Source organism: Streptomyces sp. NPDC058284 (genome assembly GCF_042881135.1).
Classification (GTDB): Bacteria; Actinomycetota; Actinomycetes; order Streptomycetales; family Streptomycetaceae; genus Streptomyces.
Map to the genome: position 1 here is coordinate 54,734 of NZ_JBHVYE010000030.1, position 19,696 is coordinate 74,429.

Below are 19,696 nucleotides of genomic sequence, written 5' to 3' on the forward strand. Positions count from 1 at the left end.
CCAACTGAGGAGAGGTGCTGCCATGACAGCCAGTCTAACGGGCCGTCGCAACTACTTTTCCGGGCCGCTGCCGCCGCCGGTGTCCCCGTTGCCCAGCGGGGTGCGCCCCGGGACGATCCTCCCGTAGTCGTCCACCGCGATGACCTGCGCGGTCCACGACGCGGTGGCGCCCGTGCAGGGCTGGGCGAGCAGCAGGGCCCCGCCGCGCCGCACGGAACGTGCCGGATCGAAGGCGCAGCCGGGGCGGGCGGGCAGCACCCAGCGCAGGTCCCCGTCCGCGGTGCGGTAGGCGGCGATGCGGTGCGGGGTGACGACGGCCAGCATGCGGGCGTCCGGGGTGAGCGGCTGAAGGACCCCGGCGCCGCCGCGCGCGGCCGGGGAGCGCAGCCAGGCGGCGCTCTCGGGGATGGCGCGGTGCCAGCGCACGGCGCCGCCGTCGGCGCGCGCGACGTCGGTGACCAGGCCGTCGTTCCAGAGCGTGAGGGCGTGCCCCGGTGCGGGCAGGAGCGTGACGGGGTGGCGGTCCTCGCGCGTGTAGGTCCAGCGGCGGCTGCCGCTCCCGATGTCGTACGCCTCCACGGCGCGGCCCCGGGTACGCAGCCCCGGGTCGGCGACGGGAGCGGCCACGCGCGCGTGGACGGTGAGGCGGTCTCCGTAAGGGGCGGGCCGCGAGTGGTGGGCCGCGGTGATGAGTGGCAGGGCCAGCAGGGCGAGCGCCACGGGCAGGGCGATGCGGGCGCCGCGGCGGGCCGGGGCGGGCGCCTCGCGCGGCGGTCCTGCCGGGTCGAGCGGCGATGCGGACACGACGCCCCCTTCGGTACCCACTGCCCACGGATCAGGCGCGAGCGTAGCGGCGGGGGCACGGCAGGTCCGGTCCGCGGCGGGGCGACACGGCGCGGGCGGGGTCCGCGTCCCCCGTTCGGACCTCCGTCCGGCGCCCGGTGGCGTAGGGCATATGAGGATGAGGTGTCGGGTAGTCCGGTAGTCCGGTGCGGGACGGCGCGTGCCGTCCCGGTCGTGCGGCAGAGGGGTGCGCCATGCAGTTCGACGACGACGCGGGCCTGGACACCTCTGAGGTGCAGGATGTGCGCGGCAGCCGGATCCCCGGCGGCCGGGCGACCGTGGGGGGCGGCGTCGCCGGTCTGATCGCGCTGCTCCTCGGGCTGTTCTTCGGAGTGGGCCCCGACCAGCTGGGGCTCTCCTCCGGCAACGACGAGCCCGAGGCCACCTCCTCGTCCCTCGCGCGGGTGCAGCAGGGCTGCCGTACGGGGAAGGACGCGAACAGCAAGGAGGACTGCCGCATCGTGGCGGTGGTCAACAGCGTCCAGGACTACTGGCGCCCGGAGTTCCGGCGCAGGCGCGGAACGTACTCCCCCGCGCCGACCGTGCTGTTCACCGGCCGGGTGGGCACCGCCTGCGGCACCGCCACATCGGCGGTCGGCCCGTTCTACTGCCCGGGCGACAAGAAGGTCTACCTGGACCTGGACTTCTTCGACGAACTGCGGACCAAGTTCGGCTCCACGGGCGGCCCCTTCGCGCAGGCGTACGTCGTGGCCCACGAGTACGGCCACCACGTGCAGGACCTGGTGGGCACCCTGGGGCGCTCCCAGGACGGGCGCACCGGCCGGGACAGCAACGCGGTGAAGGTGGAGCTGCAGGCCGACTGCTACGCCGGGGTCTGGGCCCGGCACGCCACCCGCAGCCCGGCCGAACGCACCGGCAAGCCGCTGATCAGCAGCCTGGACGACAACGACATCCGCGACGGCCTCGACGCGGCGGCCGCGGTGGGCGACGACCGGATCCAGGAGAGGTTCCAGGGCCGGGTCACCCCCGAGACCTGGACGCACGGCTCGGCCCGGCAGCGCCAGCAGTGGTTCTACCAGGGCTACCGGACCGGCGACATGGGTCAGTGCGACACGTTCCGCTAGCGGTCCCCGAGTACGGGGCTCACTCGCCGCCGGTGTGCACCTGGAAGGCGGCGCGGCGCACGGCCTTGGCGAGCGCCGGGTCCGGGTGGGCCGCGGCGAGGGCGACGAGGACCTGGACGGTGCGGGGGTGCCCGGCGCGGCGCACCTCGTCGAGGAGGGCGGGCACGGTGGGCTGGACCGCGGATTCCAGGTGCCGGACGAGGAGTTGGGTCTCGCCGTGGTCCGCGACGGCCGCCGCGGTGTCGATCCACAGCCAGGTGGTCTCCTCGCGGGTCAGCACGAGGTGGACGTCCTCGGGGTCGGCGCCCTCCTGCTCGGCGAGCCACAGCAGGGCGTAGGGGCGCAGCGAGGGCTCGTCGACGACGGCCCTGACGTCCGCCTCGGCCGGGGCGCCGACCACGCGCAGGGCCTCGAAGGCCAGGCCGCGCAGGAGGGCGTCCTCGCCGCGGGCGGCGGTGAGGAGTTCGGTGACGGCGCTGGAGACGGTGCGGGCGGCGAGCCAGGCGCGGTACTCGGCGCGGGCCGCGTTGGGGCGCAGGCGGGCGCAGCCGCGCAGCATGTCCTCGGCGGACTGCTCGATGTGCCCGGCGGGGCTCTGCGCGGCGACGCAGATCTGCTCCAGCTTGACCCAGACCGCCCAGCTGCCGAGCGGGGTGAGCGTGGCCTGCCCGTCGGCGCAGGTCAGCGCGGAGACGGCGGCGAGGCCGTGCAGGGCCCAGTCGAGGAGGGCGGGGAGCGGGGCGTCCTGCGGGCCGTCGGCCGGGGCGGGGCCCTCCGGCTGGGGCGGCTCCGGCTGCGGGCCGTAGGGGATCTCGCAGCGTTCGGTGCGCAGTTCGGTGACGCGCTGGTCGAGGAGGTCGAGCAGTTGCGGCACGGGGACGGGGCCCGCCGACAACTGCAGGAACGAGAGGACCTGCGGCATGGCCTCGACGACCTCGGCGACGGCCGCGGGGGCGAGCTCGTCGGGCGCCGGGTGCGCCAGCGACCAGGCGTCGAAGAGGGCGACCCAGCCGCGCAGCACGGCGGTGTCGTCGCGGTTCCAGGCGCGCAGCCGCCAGCCGGGCCGCGCGCTGTCGCCGTGCACCTCGATGAGGCCCGCGAGGCGTGCGGTGTCCCAGTCCGCGCGGACCTGAGCGGGGGTCAGCCCCAGCTCGCCGGCGGCGCGTTCGGCGGTGGCGTCGGAGAGCGTGCCCTTGCCGTCGGGCGTTCCGCCGGTGCCGCCGGGGCCCGGGCGCAGGGCGGCGTCGGCCCAGCGGGCGACCCGTACGGCGTCGGCGAGACAGGCGCGGGCCGCCCGGGCCAGTTCGGCGGGGGCGGGGGTGCCCTCGGGCGGCCGGGGCGCGGGACGGCGCGTGCGGCGGTTGCTCATCGCGCCGGGGGCGGCCGAGAGGGGTCGTGTCGCGTCGCGCCGGGCCTCTTTTCGCTCTTCGGCCCTCGGGTAGGGCGCGCGGACAAGTCGGAGCCTGGAGTCGCGCGGGGTACGGGACGTCACGGGAGCAGTCTTCCTGTTGACGGTCCGAAAACCCAAACGGAATGCGGACGGGGGCCGTTCGTCCGCCGCGGGCCGGGGTGGTGGAAGGCGTACGGGAGGGGTGCGGCAGGGGTGCGGACGGTCACAGCAAGGGGGTGAGGAAGCGGCGCAGCACCTCTTCGTACCCCTTCGGGTCGGCGTTCCACATGGCGCCGTGCGGTGCGTCGGGGACGGGGTGGAGCGTGACCAGGTCCGGGCGTCGGGCGGCCAGTTGACGGGAGAGGAGCCAGGGCGCGACGGCGTCGTCGGGGCCGTGCACGAGCAGGGTCGGGACCCGCAGTGTGCCGGGGCCGCCCGCCGCCAGGATCCGGTCGCCGCGCAGCCCCGTGCGCCCCTGTGCCGCACGGACCGCAAGCGGAAGGAGCGGTCCGGGGGTGCGCCGGGCGCCGGCGAGGGCGCGCAGGGTGGTTTCCCAGTTGAGTACCGGCGAGTCGAGGACGAGGCCGCTGACGCGGTCGCGCAGGGCCGAGTGCGCGGCGGCGTGCAGACACATGGCGGCGCCGGTGGACCAGCCGTACAGGACGATGCGCTCGGCGCCGTGGCGTACGGCGTACCGCATGGCGGCGTCCAGGTCGCGCCACTCCGTCTCGCCGAGGTGGCCGAGGCCGTCCGGGGAGCGGGGGGCGCCGGGGTCGCCGCGGTAGGCGATGTCGAGGACGGGGACCCGCAGGCGGTGCAGGAAGTCCATGACCACCATGGGGTGCTCGCGGGTCGTGCCCAGGCCGTGCACGGTGATGACGTGCGTGTCGCGGGCGCCGGGCACGGACCAGGCGGGCAGGGAGCCGAGCTCGCCGGGGATGTCGACGTCCGCGTACTCGATGCCGAGTGCGGTCAGCGGGTCGCCGATGTGGACCTGCGGGGTGAGCCAGACGCGGGCGCCGGGGTCCAGGGAGCCGTGGGTGACGGCTTCGAGGCGGCGTACGACCGTGTCGGCCTCGTGCGGGGCGGACTCCAGGACGGGGCCGACGATCGCGTGGCTGCCGTTGCCGCTCAGGCCGTACGTGCCGGGGCGGCGGCTCGCGAGGGCGCGGGTCAGGCTGATCCGGCCCGCGGCCGTGGCGTGCACGGTCAGGCGTGGCTCGGTCGGCAGCGGACGGCCCACCGGTGCCTTGAGGGCGGCGTCGCTGGCGAACCGGCCCGCCGCGATGGTGGCAGCGGCGGTCCCTAGGGCGGCTGCTGTGACTGCGGTGACGGCCGCTGCCGTCGCTTTGGCTGGGCGCACCGTCCCAGTGTCCGGGGGCGAGGCGCCCGAGGCCAGTGGGCGATGCCCGCGGAGTGAGCGGAAACGGACGGAAGTGCGCCGCTCAGCGGGACGGCTGGCCGTACCCCCCTAGTTTGTCCTGCGCCTCGCGCAGCTGCGCGAGGGACAGCAGGGTCGGGGCGTGGCCGGGGACCGCGGCGGCCGTCAGCCAGAGGCGGGACATCCACTCCAGTTGGGCCGTGCGGTCGTAGGCCTGGGCGAGGGTGTCCCCGTAGGTGACCGTTCCGTGGTTCTGGAGGAGGCAGCCGGTGCGGGCGCGCAGGGCGTGGAGCATGTGCTGGGCCAGCTCCTCGGTGCCGTACAGCGCGTACGGCGCGACGCGGACCGGGCCGCCGAGGGCGCCGGTCATGTAGTGGACCGCGGGGAGCTCGGTGACCAGCATCGAGACGGCCGTGGCGTGCACGGCGTGGGTGTGGACCACCGCTTTGGCGTCGGTGGTCCGGTAGACCGCGAGGTGCATCGGGAGTTCGCTGGTGGGCGTGAGGTCGCCGATCACCTGCCGTCCTTCGAGGTCGACGCCGACCGCGTCCGCGGGCCGCAGCCGGTCGTAGGGGACGCCGCTCGGGGTGACGAGGACGGTGTCGCCGACCCGGACCGAGACGTTGCCCGAGGTGCCGACGACCAGGCCGTCCGCCACGGTCCTGCGGGCCGTTTCGACCAGCTCGTCCCAGGCCCGCCCGATCGCGTCGCGCGCCGCGCCCGGGTCCGCCTGCCGCCGCGTCACCTGTTCCTGCCGCCGCTCCTGCGCCTGTCCCTGCTCAGTCATGCGGCGATCCTGCCAGCCCGCCCCCGGGCGCCGCGGAGCGGAGCGCGGAAGGGGCGGTGCGGAACCGGCCCTGGCGGGATTCCGCTTACGGCCCCCCGGCGTCGGCGGGCGCGGCGGACGCGGCAGCCGGTGGGGGTGATCCGCGTCTCCTGGCCGGTTCGGGGGGGCCGGGCGAAGCGGTGTGCGCCGGAGACGGCCGCCGGATGGCGGAACCCGACACTCCGCCCCGTTTGCGGGCCTCCCGTGGCCGCTCCTTACGATCATCTTCAGACACCTGCTGAATACGGAGCAGGGGCACTCCGCTTCGGGTCACCGCACCGCCCGGCCCAGTTCACTTTCCGTTCACCCGGATTGCCTACGTTCCACATGCCACTGACGTCCAACAGAAGCCTGGGTAAATGGAACACATCACGCTTCTCCTCGGGATCGTGATCGTCACCGCTCTCGTGTTCGATTTCACGAACGGTTTCCACGACACTGCCAACGCGATGGCGACGACCATCTCGACCGGCGCTCTCAAGCCCAAGACGGCGGTGGCCATGTCCGCCGTGCTCAACCTCGTCGGAGCCTTCCTCTCCATCGAAGTCGCCAAGACGATCTCCGGCGGCATCGTCAACGAGGACGGACTGAAGACAGAGGTCATCTTCGCCGCGCTCGTCGGCGCGATTCTCTGGAACCTCGTCACCTGGCTGGTGGGCCTGCCCTCCAGCTCCTCCCACGCACTCTTCGGCGGCCTCATCGGCGCCGCCGTCATGTCGATGGGCTGGTCGTCGATCAACGGCGGCACCGTCGTCACCAAGATCCTGATCCCGGCCGTCGCGGCCCCGCTCGTGGCGGGCATCGCCGCGACGCTGGCCACCCGCCTGACGTACCGGATCGGCCGCGGCACCGACCAGAAGGCCACCGCCAAGGGGTACCGCGCGGGCCAGATCGCCTCCGCCGGCCTCGTCTCGCTGGCCCACGGCACGAACGACGCGCAGAAGACCATGGGCATCATCACGCTCGCCCTGATCACCGGCGGCGTCCTGAACCCCGGCGCCAACCCCCCGATGTGGGTCATCGTCTCGGCCGGCATGGCCATCGCGCTCGGCACCTACCTCGGCGGCTGGCGCATCATCCGCACCATGGGCAAGGGCCTGACCGACCTCGCGCCGCAGCAGGGCTTCGCCGCCCAGACCAGCGCCGCGACGGCGATCCTCGCCTCCTCGCACATCGGCTTCTCCCTCTCCACCACCCAGGTCTGCTCGGGCGCCGTGATGGGCGCGGGCCTCGGCCGCAAGGGCGGCGTGGTCCGCTGGTCGACCGCGACCCGGATGTTCGTCGCGTGGGGCCTGACCCTGCCGGCGGCGGGCCTGGTCGGCGCGGGCGCCGAGTTCCTCACCAAGCAGGGCCCCTGGGGCATCGCGGCCACCGCGACGCTCCTGATCGCGGGCTCGGGCGTGATCTGGGTGCTCTCGCGGCGCAACGCCGTCGACCACACCAACGTCACGGACGACGAGATCGGCCACGACGACACCGCGGTCGCCGAGCCCGCGGGCGTGGTCACCACCGCGATCGCCGCCGTCTCCCCTCCCCCGGCGAGCGTGCCTGCCGCCGCCGTCCCCGTGGACCAGCCCGTCAGGGTCACGGTCTCGGCCCCGACCACCACCACGACCGGCGCCATGGCGGACCCCGCCCGGCCCGCGACCGTGTAAGGACAGACCAGCATGAGCATCGACTGGGCAGCTCTCGGCTCCGTCTTCGGAGTCAGTCTCGCGGTGACGGTGGCCCTGGTGGGCCTGTTCACCCTCGGCGTCGTCGGCCTCTCCCGGCAGGAGACGGCGGCCGCCGCCACGGGCGGCACCGCGGCCCTGGCGCGCACCGGCGCGTACGCCTGCTTCGCCCTGTGCGCGGCGGCGGTGGCGTACGGCATCTTCCTGATCGTCGCCTGACGGCAGGGCCGTCGGCCGGTTTTCCCGGGTGGGGCGCGGAGCGTACGGAGCTCCGCGCCCCACCCGCATATCCGGATCCCGCGCGCCGGGCGTGCGCGCAACCCCGCATGTGGGCCCCAACACACTCTCCCGCCGCAGGTCAACGGCGAGTTGACGGGCCTTCGCGGACCGTGGTGGACTGCCCGGGCCAACTACGGCGGCAGAAGAGGAAGCCGGTGCGAATCCGGCGCGGTCCCGCCACTGTCACCGGGGAGCCACTCCCCGCGAGCCAGGAACTCTCGCCGCCGATCACGTCGAACCAGGGCGCGGACACCCTGAGTGAGGACATATCGCCATGCCCGGCCGCCCGGTGCCGCCCCTCCTCCGCACGTCGAAGCCTCTCCGCAGCACGGCGACGGGCTGAGCGCATGAGTGCCGATCGCGACTTCGCGTACGGCGCCGCCGCCGGCCTCCTCGGTGACCTGCTGCTCGGCGATCCCCGCCGGGGCCATCCGGTCGCCGCGTTCGGCCGTGCCGCGGGCGCCGTCGAGCGGCTGCTCTGGCGCGACCACCGCGGCTGGGGCGCCCTGCACACCGTGGTCTGCGCGGGAGGCGCGGCGGGCGCCGCCGCCCTCGCCACCACCCTCGTACGCCGCTCCCGGGCCGGAACCGTCGCGCTGACCGCCGCCGCGACCTGGGCCGTCGTCGGCGGCACCTCGCTCGGCCGGGAGGCGCGGGCCATCGGCGGCGCGCTGGAGGCCGGGGACATCGGGGTCGCGCGGGAGCGGCTGCCGCATCTGTGCGGGCGTGATCCGCAGGCGCTGGACGCCGACGGCATCGCGCGGGCCGTCGTGGAGTCCGTCGCCGAGAACACCTCCGACGCGGTGGTCGGGGCGCTCGTGTGGGGCGCGCTGGGCGGGGTGCCCGGACTCGTCGGCTTCCGGGCCGTCAACACACTGGACGCGATGGTGGGCCACAAGTCGGCCCGCTACCGCCGGTACGGCTGGGCCTCCGCCCGCCTCGACGACGTCGTCGGATGGCCGGGGGCGCGGCTCACCGCGGGCCTCGCGGCGCTGGCCGGGGGATCGCCCGCCGGAGCGGTACGGGCCTGGCGCGCGGACGCGGCGAAGCATCCGAGCCCGAACGCAGGACCCGTCGAGGCGGCCTTCGCCGGCGCGCTTGGCGTACGGCTCGGGGGGACGCTGTCGTACGGGGGACGGGTCGAGCACCGGCCCGTTCTGAACGCGGAGGGGCGCGACGTGCGCGCGGGGGACATCGAACGGGCGGCGCAGCTGTCCCGCCGCGTCGGCCTGCTCGCCCTCGGCGCCGTGGTCACCGCCCGCTGGGCACTTCGGTCGGCAACGTCAGGGAGAACGTCATGAGCGGTGGACTGCTCGTCGCAGGGACCACCTCGGACGCGGGCAAGAGCGTCGTCACCGCCGGCATCTGCCGGTGGCTGACCCGCAAGGGCGTGTCCGTCGCGCCGTTCAAGGCGCAGAACATGTCCCTCAACTCCTTCGTCACCCGCGAGGGGGCGGAGATCGGGCGGGCCCAGGCCATGCAGGCGCAGGCCGCCCGCGTCGAGCCGAGCGCGCTGATGAACCCCGTCCTGCTCAAGCCCGGTGGCGACCGCTCCAGCCAGGTCGTGCTGATGGGCAAGCCGGTGGGCGAGATGAGCGCGCGTGGCTACCACGGAGGGCGGCAGGCGCAGTTGCTCGACACCGTCGTGGGATGCCTGGAGGAGCTGCGGGGCACGTATGACGCCGTGATCTGTGAGGGCGCGGGCAGTCCCGCCGAGATCAATCTGCGGCGCACCGACATCGTCAACATGGGCATCGCGCGCGCCGCCCGCTTCCCCGTCCTGGTGGTCGGGGACATCGACAGGGGCGGGGTGTTCGCGTCGTTCTTCGGGACGACGGCGCTGCTGAGCGCGGCCGACCAGGAGCTCGTCGCGGGCTACCTGGTGAACAAGTTCCGGGGGGACGTCTCCCTCCTGGAACCCGGGCTCGACATGCTGCTCGGTCTCACCGGGCGGCGCACGTACGGTGTGCTGCCGTTCCAGCACGGGCTCGGCATCGACGAGGAGGACGGCCTGCGGGTGTCCCTGCGGGGCGCCGTCCGGGAGTCGGTGGTGGCCCCGCCGGTCGGCGACGACGTGCTGCGGGTCGCCGTGTGCGCGGTGCCGCTGATGTCCAACTTCACCGACGTGGACGCGCTGGCCGCCGAGCCGGGCGTCGTCGTGCGGTTCGTGGACCGCGCCGAGGAACTCGTCGACGCCGACCTCGTGGTCGTGCCGGGCACGCGCGGGACCGTACGCGCCCTTGAGTGGCTGCGCGAGCGCGGCCTCGCCGACGCCCTGGCACGGCGCGCCGCCGAGGGTCGCCCGGTGCTCGGGATCTGCGGCGGCTTCCAGGTCCTCGGCGAGCACATCGAGGACGAGGTCGAGTCGCGGGCCGGGGCCGTCGACGGGCTCGGGCTGCTGCCGGTGCGGGTGCGGTTCGCCCGCGAGAAGACCCTGGCGCGACCGGTCGGCGAGGCCCTCGGCGAGTACGTCGAGGGGTACGAGATCCACCACGGCGTCGCCGACGTCCTGGGCGGCGAGCCCTTCCTGGACGGCTGCCGGGTCGGCGAGGTCTGGGGCACGCACTGGCACGGATCGCTGGAGAGCGACGCGTTCCGGCGCCGATTCCTCACCGAGGTCGCCCGCGCGGCCGGACGCCGCTTCGTGCCCGCGCCCGACACCAGCTTCGCGGCGCTGCGCGAGGAACAGCTCGACCTGCTCGGCGACCTGATCGAAGAACACGCGGACACGGACGGCCTGCTGGGCCTGATCGAGAACGGCGCGCCGGCCGGGCTGCCGTTCATCGCGCCCGGCGCGCCCTCGTGAGCACCACCCCGCACCACCGCATCAAGGAGGCTCAGTGACCACCCCGTACCCGTTCACCGCTCTCGTCGGCCAGGACGACCTGCGGCTCGCGCTCCTGCTGAACGCCGTCTCGCCCGCCGTGGGCGGTGTGCTCGTGCGGGGTGAGAAGGGCACCGCCAAGTCCACCGCCGTGCGCGCTCTCTCGGCGCTGCTCCCCGAGGTGCCGGTCGTCGCCGGGTGCCGCTTCTCGTGCGATCCGGCCGCCGCCGACCCGAACTGCCCGGACGGCCCGCACGAGACGGGCGGCGCCACCGCGCGGCCCGCCCGGATGGTCGAGCTGCCGGTCGGCGCGTCCGAGGACCGCCTCGTCGGTGCCCTGGACATCGAGCGGGCACTCTCGGAGGGCGTCAAGGCCTTCGAGCCCGGCCTGCTCGCCGACGCGCACCGCGGCATCCTCTACGTCGACGAGGTCAACCTCCTCCACGACCACCTGGTCGACCTCCTCCTGGACGCCGCCGCCATGGGCGCCTCGTACGTGGAGCGCGAGGGCGTCTCCGTGCGGCACGCCGCACGCTTCCTGCTCGTCGGCACGATGAACCCCGAAGAGGGCGAGCTGCGCCCGCAGTTGCTCGACCGGTTCGGGCTGACCGTCGAGGTGGCCGCGTCCCGCGAGACCGACCAGCGCGTCGAGGTCGTACGGCGGCGCCTCGCGTACGACGACGATCCCGAGGGCTTCGCCGGGCGCTGGAGCGAGGCGGAGTCCGCGCTGCGGGACCGCGTCGTGGCGGCGCGGGCGCTGCTCCCCCAGGTCGTCCTCGGCGACGCGGCGCTGCGGCAGATCGCGGCGACCTGCGCGGCGTTCGAGGTCGACGGGATGCGCGCGGACATCGTGATGGCGCGCACCGCGACGGCGCTCGCCGCGTGGGCGGGCCGTACCGACGTGCAGAGCGAGGACGTGCGCCAGGCCGCGCTGCTCGCGCTGCCGCACCGCAGGCGCCGCAACCCCTTCGACGCGCCGGGCCTCGACGAGGACAAGCTCGACGAGACGCTGGAGGAGGCGCGCGAGGACGAGGCTTCCGCGGAGCCGGAGCCTCCGGAGGGTGACGACGACCCGGACGGCGGCGGTCCCGACGGCGGCCCCGACGGCGGTGGCCCCGACGGCGGCGGGCAGCCCCCGGCCGACGGCCCGGAGCCCCCCTCTCCCGACCTGCCCGCACAGAACCAGGGCCCCGACCCCGACGAGACAGCGGCCCCTCAGGAGCCCGCCCCCGCCCCGGGCGGCGCCACCGGCGAGCAGCAGGCCGTACGGGCCGCCGAGCCGTTCCGCACGAAGATGCTGAGCGTGCCCGGTATCGGTGAGGGCGCGGCGGGCCGGCGCTCGCGTGCCCGCACCGAGCACGGCCGTACGACGGGTTCGCGCCGCCCCCAAGGCGCCCTGACCAAGCTGCACCTGGCGGCGACGGTGCAGGCCGCGGCCCCGCACCAGAAGGCCCGCGGACGCTCCGGCACCGGCCTCGTCGTACGCCGCGACGATCTGCGGCAGGCCACCCGGGAGGGGCGCGAGGGCAATCTCGTGCTGTTCGTCGTGGACGCGTCCGGGTCGATGGCGGCGCGGCAGCGGATGAGCGCCGTCAAGGGCGCCGTGCTCTCGCTGCTCCTCGACGCCTACCAGCGGCGCGACAAGGTGGGGCTCGTGACGTTCCGGGGCAAGGACGCCGAGGTGGCGCTGCCGCCGACGTCGTCCGTGGACGCGGCGGCGGCCAGGCTCGAATCACTGCCGACGGGCGGGCGCACCCCGCTGGCCGCCGGGCTCCTGAAGGCGCACGACGTGCTGCGGATCGAGCGGCTGCGGGACGCGGCGCGCCGTCCGCTGGTGGTCGTGGTGACGGACGGGCGGGCGACCGGGGGCGTGGAGCCGGTGGCCCGCGCGGGCCGTGCCGCCAGGCTGTTCGCGGCCGAAGGCGTCGCCTCGGTCGTCGTGGACTGCGAGTCGGGCTACGTGCGTCTTGGTCTCGCGGGGCAGCTCGCGGGTGAGCTCGGCGGGACGGCCGTGACCCTCGACGAGCTGCGGGCGGATTCGATCGCCGGCCTCGTCAAGGACGTACAGACCATGAACTCGCCTTCGAGGAGGGCCGCTTAATGCCGCAGGGACAGCCGAGCGTCGTACCGGACGACGGGCTCACGACGCGCCAGCGCCGCAACCGTCCGCTGGTCTTCGTGCACACGGGCATCGGCAAGGGCAAGTCGACCGCCGCGTTCGGGCTCGCGCTGCGGGCCTGGAATCAGGGCTGGCCGATCGGCGTCTTCCAGTTCGTGAAGTCGGCGAAGTGGAAGGTCGGCGAGGAGAACGCGCTGAAGGTCCTCGGCGCCTCCGGCGAGGGCGGCTCGGTCGCCTGGCACAAGATGGGCGAGGGCTGGTCGTGGATCCAGCGCGCCCCCGCCGAGGGCGAGTCGACCAATGAGGACAAGGCCCGCGAGGGCTGGGAGCAGGTCAAGCGGGACCTCGCCCAGGAGACGTACAAGCTGTACGTCCTCGATGAGTTCGCCTACCCGATGCACTGGGGCTGGATCGACGTGGAGGAGGTCGTGGAGGTCCTCCGCGACCGCCCCGGCACCCAGCACGTGGTCATCACCGGGCGCAACGCGCCGCAGCAGCTGATCGACTTCGCCGACCTGGTCACCGACATGTCCAAGGTCAAGCACCCGATGGACGCGGGCCAGAAGGGCCAGAGGGGCATCGAGTGGTAGCTCGCCTCGTCATCGCGGCGCCGTCGTCGGGCAGCGGCAAGACGACCGTCGCGACGGGCCTGATGGCCGCGTTCGCGGCGGCCGGGCTCGCCGTGTCCCCGCACAAGGTCGGGCCGGACTACATCGACCCCGGCTACCACGCGCTCGCGACCGGCCGCCCCGGCCGCAACCTGGACGCGTACCTGTGCGGCCCCGACCTGATCGCGCCGCTGTTCGCGCACGGCTCCGCCGGGTGCGATCTCGCCGTGGTCGAGGGCGTGATGGGGATGTACGACGGGGCCGCCGGGCAGGGCGAACTCGCCTCCACGGCCCATGTCGCGAAGCTGCTGCGGGCCCCGGTCGTCCTGGTCGTCGACGCGTCGTCGCAGTCGCGCTCGGTGGCGGCGCTGGTGCACGGCTTCGCGTCGTGGGACCCGGAGGTGCGGATCGCGGGCGTCATCCTCAACAAGGTCGGCTCCGACCGGCACGAGCAGTTGCTGCGTCAGGCGCTGGACGAGTCGGGGGTGCCGGTGCTCGGTGCTCTGCGCCGCGCTTCCCAGGTCCGGGCGCCCTCCCGGCACCTGGGGCTCGTTCCGGTGGCGGAGCGGCAGGCCGAGGCGGTCGAGTCCGTCGCCGCACTCGCCGCCCAGGTGCGGGAGGGGTGCGACCTGGACGCCCTGCTCGCGCTGGCGCGCAGCGCGCCCTCGCTGTCGGGCGACGCGTGGGATCCGGTTGCGGCTGTCGCCCGCGGCGCTGCTCTCCCCGATCCCGCCCCTTCCCGAAACCGGGGCGCCGCCCCGGACCCCGGCACGGGGCTCGGTCCATCACCGGCTGCGCCGGGTTCGTCCGCAAAGGCCGGACAGGCTGGACAGGCTGGATCTCGCCCCCGCATCGCCGTCGCCGGTGGGGCCGCCTTCACGTTCTCCTACGCCGAGCACGCGGAGCTGCTCACCGCCGCCGGGGCGGAGGTCGTCACCTTCGACCCGCTCCGCGACGAGCAACTCCCCGACGGGACCGCGGGTTTGGTCATCGGCGGCGGGTTCCCCGAGGTCTACGCTCCCGAGCTGTCCGCCAACGAGCGGCTCAGGAAGGCCGTCGCCGAACTCGCGCTCTGTGGTGCGCCGGTGGCCGCCGAGTGCGCGGGGCTGCTCTACCTCGCGCGCGAGCTGGACGGGAAGCCGATGTGCGGGGTGCTCGACGCACAGGCGCGGATGGCGGAGCGGCTGACGCTCGGGTACCGGGAAGCGGTGGCCGTGTCGGACAGCGTGCTCGCGGTCGCGGGCGCGCGGACGCGGGGCCACGAGTTCCACCGCACCGTCGTCGAGCCCGGCGCGGGGCCGACGCCCGCCTGGGGGTTGCACGCGCCCGAGCGGCGCGTCGAGGGCTTCGTCCAGGGGAACGTGCACGCCAGCTATCTGCACACGCACTGGGCGGCGGAGCCGGGCGTCGCGCGCCGCTTCGTCGGGAGCTGCACGCCGTGACCGCACGGGTCGGCTCAGCCCGCGATGCCCACCACCAGCCAGATGAACGCCGCGCCCGCCACCGTGCACAGCAGGGTCGAGCGGGCCGGGTGGTCGTGGTGCGCCTCGGGCAGGATCTCGGCCGCCGCGAGGTAGAGCAGCGCGCCGCCGAAGAAGCCGAGATAGCCGCCGAGCAGTTGCTCCGGAATGGTGAAGAGCAGCGTCGACGCGGCGCCCACCACCGGCGCCGCCGCGTCGGCGAACAGCATCGCGAGGGCCTTGCGGCGGGCGTTCCCGTACAGGCTGGTGATCGTGTACGTGTTGAAGCCGTCCGCGAAGTCATGGGCGACGACGGCCAGCGCCACGGCGACGCCCATGCCCCCGCCGACCTGGAAGGCCGCGCCGATCGCGACGCCGTCCATGACGCTGTGGCCCACCATCGCGGCGGCCGCCGTGAGCCCCACCTCGGGCACCCGCCCGCGGTCGTGCCCGCCCGCGCCGTGTGCGGCCTGACGGCCCGCGAGGAGCCGTTCGACCAGATGGGCGACGAGGAAGCCGCCCACGAACAGGAGCAGGGCCGCCGGTACGCCGAAGACGAGTCCGCCCGCGGCGTCCAGCGCCTCCGGCAGCAGGTCGAGGCCGACGACGCCGAGCATCAGGCCGCCCGCGAGCCCGAGGACGAGATGGCGCCGGTCGGTGACCCGCTGGGCCGTCCAGCCGCCGACCAGGGTCATGAGGAAGGCGCCGAGCGCCACGAGCACCGCCATGGGCCCTTGCTATCCGATTGACCCCCTGCCCCGCACATCCACCTCCCCCCCGCCTCACACGGAAGGACCTCCCCATGACCGGTGCCGGACGGACGACGCCCCCTGATGACACCGTCCTCGTCGTCGGCGTCGGTGCCTGTGAGGACGCGGCGGTGGACGAGGTGCTCGGCCTCGTCCGGGCGGCGGTCCGCGAGGCCGGTTTCCCCGAGGAGGCGGTCGCCGAGCTGGCGACGGTCGACGTGAAGGGCGGGGAGCCGGGGATCGTGGGGGCGGCGGCGCGGCTCGGGGTGCCGCTCGTGACGTACTCGGCGCGGGAGCTCGCGGAGGTGACGGTGCCGAACCCCTCGGCGCGGTCCCGGGCGGCGGTGGGCACGCCGTCGGTGGCGGAGGCGGCGGCGCTGCGCGGCGGGGGCGAACTCCTCGTGCCCAAGCGGAAGTCGGCGCCCGAGGGGCGTCCTTCGATGGCGACGTGCGCGGTCGCGGGCCTGCGGCGGCCCCGCGTCCCGGCCCCCGTCGACCTGCGCCACCACGGGGACGCGGAGGTACGGGACGACGGCGCGGACCTCACCGACCTGGCGGTCAACGTACGGTCCGACACTCCCCCGGCCTGGCTCAAAGAGGTGATCGCCAGGTCCCTGGACGGCCTGGCGGCCTACCCGGACGGGCGCGCGGCGCGCGAGGCGGTGGCGGCACGCCATGGCCTGCCGCAGGACCGCGTGCTGCTCACCTCGGGCGCGGCGGAGGCCTTCGTGCTGCTCGCCCGCGCCCTGAAGGTGCGTCACCCCTACGTCGTGCACCCGCAGTTCACCGAGCCGGAGGCGGCGCTGCGGGACGCGGGGCACGAGGTCGGGCGCGTGCTGCTGCGGGAGGAGGACGGCTTCCGCCTCGACCCCTCGGCGGTGCCTGAGGAGGCCGACCTGGTGGTCGTCGGCAATCCCACGAACCCCACATCCGTCCTGCATCCGGCGGCGTCGGTCGCCGGGCTGGCGCGGCCCGGGCGGACCCTGGTGGTGGACGAGGCCTTCATGGACGCGGTGCCGGGCGAACGGGAGGCGCTGGCGGGCCGCACGGACGTGCCCGGCCTCGTGGTGCTGCGCAGCCTCACGAAGACGTGGGGCCTGGCCGGGCTGCGGATCGGCTATGTCCTCGCCGCGCCCGACACGATCGCCGCCCTCGCGCAGGCGCAGCCGCTGTGGCCGGTGTCCTCGCCCGCGCTTGAGGCGGCGCGGGCGTGTGTGGGGCCGCGGGCGCTCGCCGAGGCCGGCCACGCGGCGCACCGTGTCGCCGCGGACCGGGCCCACCTGCTCGCCGGCCTGGCGGAGCTGTCCTCCTTCGGGGTCCGCGCGGTGGAGCCCGCGGAGGGGCCCTTCGTGCTGATACGGGTGCCCGGGGCGGCCGGGGTGCGCGAGCGGCTGCGGGGGCGGGGGTTCGCGGTGCGGCGCGGCGACACGTTTCCTGGCCTGGGGCCTGACTGGATCCGGGTCGCCGTCCGCGATCGCGCCACGTCGGACCGCCTCCTCGGCGCGTTCTCGGCGGTGCTCGGGGGGCCGGAACAGACCCGCCGCTCCGCGGCGGATGCCTCCCACCCACCCACCCGTTTGCCCCGCAACGCACGGCGGGAGTAGGGGCAGGGGGTGGGTACACCCCCGCTTCGCGGGGATGGAGGGCGGGTAGGGGTCCCCTTCGTCTCCCGTCCGCGGGTACGAACGGGACCGCCGCTTCGCGGCGGATGTATCCCACCCACCCACCCGTTCACCCTGCGACGCACAGCGGGAGTAGGGACACGCCCCCACCGGACCGCAGTCGCTCGCGCGCCGGAGGGGACGTGGGGGTATGTGCGAACGGAGCACCGAGCACGCTATAGCCCCATTGTTCGTGCAGCGCGACGCAGGGATAGCGAGTACGCACATACCCCCGCGGCCCCGCCCCACAACCGAACAACAGGCGAACCCCGCCCAAGGCGCCCCCGCCAGAATCAGCCCCGCCTCCGCCTCCTGCCCAGCGCCACCGCCCCACCCCCCGCCAGCAGCAACGCCACCGCCCCGCCCGCCACATACGGCGTCATCGAGCTGCCGCCCGTCTCCGCCAGCTCCGGCTCCACCGGCTTCGCAGACTCCACCGGCTTCGCCGGTTTCGCCGGTTTCGCCGGCTCCCCCTGCGGCCGCGGCTTCGTCTCCGCGTCCTTCGGCGGTGCTCCCGCCGGTGTCTCACACTCCGCCCCGGCCAGCGTCACCGCACCCGTCACCTCCGCCACGTTCAGCTTCAGGGGGTTCACGGACACCTTCAGTTCCAGCGCGGACGCCGCGGCCGTACGCGACGTCACGTGCGTCTTCGACAGGTCGAGCCGCACCTCGCCGACGCCCGGCACCTTCACCTCGGTCGTCCCCCCGGCGGTCAGCGTGACCTTCTTGCCGAGCACGGTCACCCCGCCCAGCAGATTCGACTCGGCGACCGGCCGCTTCCCCGCCGTGCAGAGCGCCTTCGAGGTGACCTGCTCGACCTCGATGAGGGAGAGCAGCGGCAGCCCCGGCACATGGACCCGGGCCCGCGCGATGTTGCTGTAGCCCTCGGCCGTGCCGCCGCGCACCGTCGCCTTCGCCGTGGCCACGTCGGCGCGCAGCACGCTGAACGGGCGGCCTCCGTCGACCCCGTTCAGGTGGGCGGTCAGCGCGGTCTTCGAGGCGCTGGCAGGGGCCCGCACCTCGTTCAGGGCGACGTTGAGCGGGACGTTCACGGTCTTGTTGAGCAGGGAGACGTTCAGACCGGCGCGCAGGACGACGGCGTCGGCGCGCCCGCCCCGGTGGCCGTCGCCACCCGTGGCCTGCGCGGACCCCGCGCCCGCGAGGGCCGCGGGTCCGGCGGCGAGCGCGGTGGCGACGGCGACGACGGAGAGGCGGCGCGCGGGCATGCGGAAGGTGTTGCTGTTCAAGGTGGTGGAACCCCCACGAGAGAGACGGGCCACCGGCGGCGCACGTCACAAGGGGACAACGCGTGCGAACCGGCCGACGGCGTCGCCCTGCATCGGCGAGGGCGACGCGGGAATCTTTACGCACTGTGGGTGAACGGTCAGCAACCTGGCGTGAGTTCACCCCAAAGGGAGGTTTCCGCCCACGCTTTCGAATCCCCCGGCACAGGCGTTCCCTCACGTCACCCGAGCAACCGGCCGCCCGCGCACGGCCGTTGACGCGCGCTCCCCCGCGGGGCGACTCCAACGACCCGCACCACCCCCGCGCAACGCCCGGGTCAACCGGGCACCGGCCGGGCGTCCGCCATCACGACCGGACCCCGGCCGTCACCCCACCACCCGCCCGTTCAGCACCACCCTGCGCGGCGCCGCGAGCACCCGTACGTCCTGACGGGGGTCCGCCTCGTACACCACGAGGTCCGCCGGCGCGCCCTCCGCGAGACCGGGGCGCCCGAGCCAGTCGCGCGCGCCCCAGGTCGTGGCGGAGAGCGCGTCCACCGCGGGGATGCCCGCGAGGGTCAGCTCGGCGACCTCCGCGGCCACCAGGCCGTGGGCCAGGGAGCCGCCCGCGTCGGTGCCCGTGTAGATCGGGACGCCCGCGTCGTACGCGGCGCGCACGGTGTCGTAGCGGCGGGCGTGCAGCCGGCGCATATGGTCCGACCAGCGGGGGAACTTCTTCTCGCCGCCCGCGGCGAGGGCCGGGAACGTGGCGATGTTGACGAGTGTCGGGACGATCGCGACGCCGCGCTCCGCGAAGAGCGGGATCGTGTCCTCGGTCAGCCCCGTGGCGTGCTCGATGCAGTCGATCCCCGCCTCGACCAGGTCGCGCAGGGAGTCCTCGGCGAAGCAGTGGGCCGTGACGCGGGCGCCGAGGCGGTGGGCCTCCGCGATCGCCGCCCGCACCGCGTCGCGCGGCCAGCACGCCGTCAGGTCACCCGCCTCGCGGTCGATCCAGTCGCCGACGAGCTTGACCCAGCCGTCCCCGCGCCGCGCCTCCTGGGCGACGTACGCCACCAGGTCCTCGGGCTCGATCTCGTGGGCGTAGTTGCGGATGTAGCGCCGGGTGCGCGCGATGTGGCGGCCCGCCCGGATGATCTTGGGGAGGTCCTCGCGGTCGTCGATCCAGCGGGTGTCGGAGGGCGAGCCCGCGTTGCGGAGCAGGAGGGCCCCGATCTCACGGTCGGTCAGCGCCTGCTTCTCTGCGGTGGCGGCGTCGACCGGACCGTGCGCGTCCAGGCCCACGTGGCAGTGCGCGTCGACCAGGCCGGGCAGGGCCCAGCCCTGGACGGTACGGATGTCGGCCGCGGCCGTCCCCGCGGGCCGGTCGTACGTCACCCTCCCCCCGACCACCCACAGTTCGTCGCGTACCTCATCGGGCCCGACGAGCACCCGCCCCGTCACGTGCAGCACCGCGTGATCACTCATGGCAGCAGCTTAGGAGGCACTCGCAGCGCCCGGTACGGGCCCGGTCGGTACGCTCGGTACCGCAGCCCGAACGAACTCGTGAGCGAAGTG

At 74.8% G+C, this 19,696-nt stretch carries 16 protein-coding genes and 1 riboswitch; of the genes, 9 read left to right on the top strand and 7 right to left on the bottom strand.

Features of this window, described 5'->3' with window-relative positions:
* Window positions 1-51: 51 nt before the first annotated feature.
* Window positions 52-804, bottom strand: a complete 753-nt coding sequence (locus ACFVYR_RS31545; protein ID WP_384257640.1) for a hypothetical protein — start codon at window positions 802-804, stop codon at window positions 52-54.
* Between the two features lie 233 nt (window positions 805-1,037).
* Here ACFVYR_RS31545 and ACFVYR_RS31550 point away from each other — a divergent pair, with 233 nt between their 5' ends.
* Window positions 1,038-1,928, top strand: coding sequence for a neutral zinc metallopeptidase (locus ACFVYR_RS31550; RefSeq protein ID WP_384257637.1), 891 nt, complete (start codon window positions 1,038-1,040; stop codon window positions 1,926-1,928).
* 19 nt (window positions 1,929-1,947) lie between these two features.
* Here ACFVYR_RS31550 and ACFVYR_RS31555 read toward each other — a convergent pair whose 3' ends face one another.
* From ACFVYR_RS31555 to ACFVYR_RS31565, 3 genes are all read right to left on the bottom strand, one after another.
* The gene (locus ACFVYR_RS31555) at window positions 1,948-3,420 is read right to left on the bottom strand and encodes a hypothetical protein (protein WP_384257634.1); all 1,473 of its coding nucleotides are present in this window, start codon (window positions 3,418-3,420) and stop codon (window positions 1,948-1,950) included.
* Between the two features lie 121 nt (window positions 3,421-3,541).
* Window positions 3,542-4,681, bottom strand: coding sequence for an alpha/beta hydrolase family protein (locus ACFVYR_RS31560; RefSeq protein ID WP_384257631.1), 1,140 nt, complete (start codon window positions 4,679-4,681; stop codon window positions 3,542-3,544).
* An 82-nt stretch (window positions 4,682-4,763) separates the two neighbouring features.
* The gene (locus ACFVYR_RS31565; RefSeq protein ID WP_384257629.1) at window positions 4,764-5,486 is read right to left on the bottom strand and encodes a class II aldolase/adducin family protein; all 723 of its coding nucleotides are present in this window, start codon (window positions 5,484-5,486) and stop codon (window positions 4,764-4,766) included.
* A 398-nt stretch (window positions 5,487-5,884) separates the two neighbouring features.
* On the opposite strand from ACFVYR_RS31565, the gene ACFVYR_RS31570 reads away from it, so the two are divergent.
* From ACFVYR_RS31570 to ACFVYR_RS31600, 7 genes are all read left to right on the top strand, one after another.
* Window positions 5,885-7,180, top strand: coding sequence for an anion permease (locus tag ACFVYR_RS31570; protein WP_384257627.1), 1,296 nt, complete (start codon window positions 5,885-5,887; stop codon window positions 7,178-7,180).
* A 12-nt stretch (window positions 7,181-7,192) separates the two neighbouring features.
* Entirely contained in the window at window positions 7,193-7,417 is a 225-nt protein-coding gene (locus ACFVYR_RS31575; protein WP_384257625.1) for a hypothetical protein, read from the top strand.
* 203 nt (window positions 7,418-7,620) lie between these two features.
* A riboswitch (cobalamin riboswitch) is annotated at window positions 7,621-7,695 on the top strand.
* 129 nt (window positions 7,696-7,824) lie between these two features.
* The gene (locus tag ACFVYR_RS31580; protein ID WP_384257623.1) at window positions 7,825-8,778 is read left to right on the top strand and encodes a cobalamin biosynthesis protein; all 954 of its coding nucleotides are present in this window, start codon (window positions 7,825-7,827) and stop codon (window positions 8,776-8,778) included.
* Window positions 8,775-10,283 carry a cobyric acid synthase gene (locus ACFVYR_RS31585; protein ID WP_384257620.1) on the top strand — a complete coding sequence of 503 codons (1,509 nt, stop codon included), beginning with the start codon at window positions 8,775-8,777 and terminating at the stop codon, window positions 10,281-10,283. Before ACFVYR_RS31580 ends, ACFVYR_RS31585 begins: the two co-directional genes overlap by 4 nt.
* A gap of 34 nt (window positions 10,284-10,317) precedes the next feature.
* Entirely contained in the window at window positions 10,318-12,402 is a 2,085-nt protein-coding gene (locus ACFVYR_RS31590; RefSeq protein ID WP_384257618.1) for a putative cobaltochelatase, read from the top strand.
* Window positions 12,402-13,010 carry a cob(I)yrinic acid a,c-diamide adenosyltransferase gene (gene cobO / locus ACFVYR_RS31595; protein ID WP_384257615.1) on the top strand — a complete coding sequence of 203 codons (609 nt, stop codon included), beginning with the start codon at window positions 12,402-12,404 and terminating at the stop codon, window positions 13,008-13,010. The genes ACFVYR_RS31590 and cobO overlap by 1 nt, the downstream gene beginning before the upstream one ends.
* Complete coding sequence (locus ACFVYR_RS31600) at window positions 13,004-14,470, top strand: cobyrinate a,c-diamide synthase (protein ID WP_384257613.1); 1,467 nt, start codon at window positions 13,004-13,006, stop codon at window positions 14,468-14,470. The genes cobO and ACFVYR_RS31600 overlap by 7 nt, the downstream gene beginning before the upstream one ends.
* A 14-nt stretch (window positions 14,471-14,484) precedes the next feature.
* Here the strand turns inward: ACFVYR_RS31600 and ACFVYR_RS31605 are convergent, their stop codons facing one another.
* The gene (locus ACFVYR_RS31605) at window positions 14,485-15,216 is read right to left on the bottom strand and encodes a ZIP family metal transporter (RefSeq protein WP_384257611.1); all 732 of its coding nucleotides are present in this window, start codon (window positions 15,214-15,216) and stop codon (window positions 14,485-14,487) included.
* 74 nt (window positions 15,217-15,290) lie between these two features.
* Between ACFVYR_RS31605 and cobC the strand changes: the two genes are divergently transcribed.
* A complete protein-coding gene (gene cobC, locus ACFVYR_RS31610) occupies window positions 15,291-16,841 on the top strand; it encodes an Rv2231c family pyridoxal phosphate-dependent protein CobC (RefSeq protein WP_384257608.1) in 1,551 nt (516 codons plus the stop codon).
* 350 nt (window positions 16,842-17,191) lie between these two features.
* Here cobC and ACFVYR_RS31615 read toward each other — a convergent pair whose 3' ends face one another.
* A complete protein-coding gene (locus tag ACFVYR_RS31615; RefSeq protein WP_384257606.1) occupies window positions 17,192-18,145 on the bottom strand; it encodes an SCO1860 family LAETG-anchored protein in 954 nt (317 codons plus the stop codon).
* 363 nt (window positions 18,146-18,508) lie between these two features.
* Window positions 18,509-19,606 carry an amidohydrolase family protein gene (locus ACFVYR_RS31620; protein ID WP_384257603.1) on the bottom strand — a complete coding sequence of 366 codons (1,098 nt, stop codon included), beginning with the start codon at window positions 19,604-19,606 and terminating at the stop codon, window positions 18,509-18,511.
* Between the last annotated feature and the right edge of the window lie 90 nt (window positions 19,607-19,696).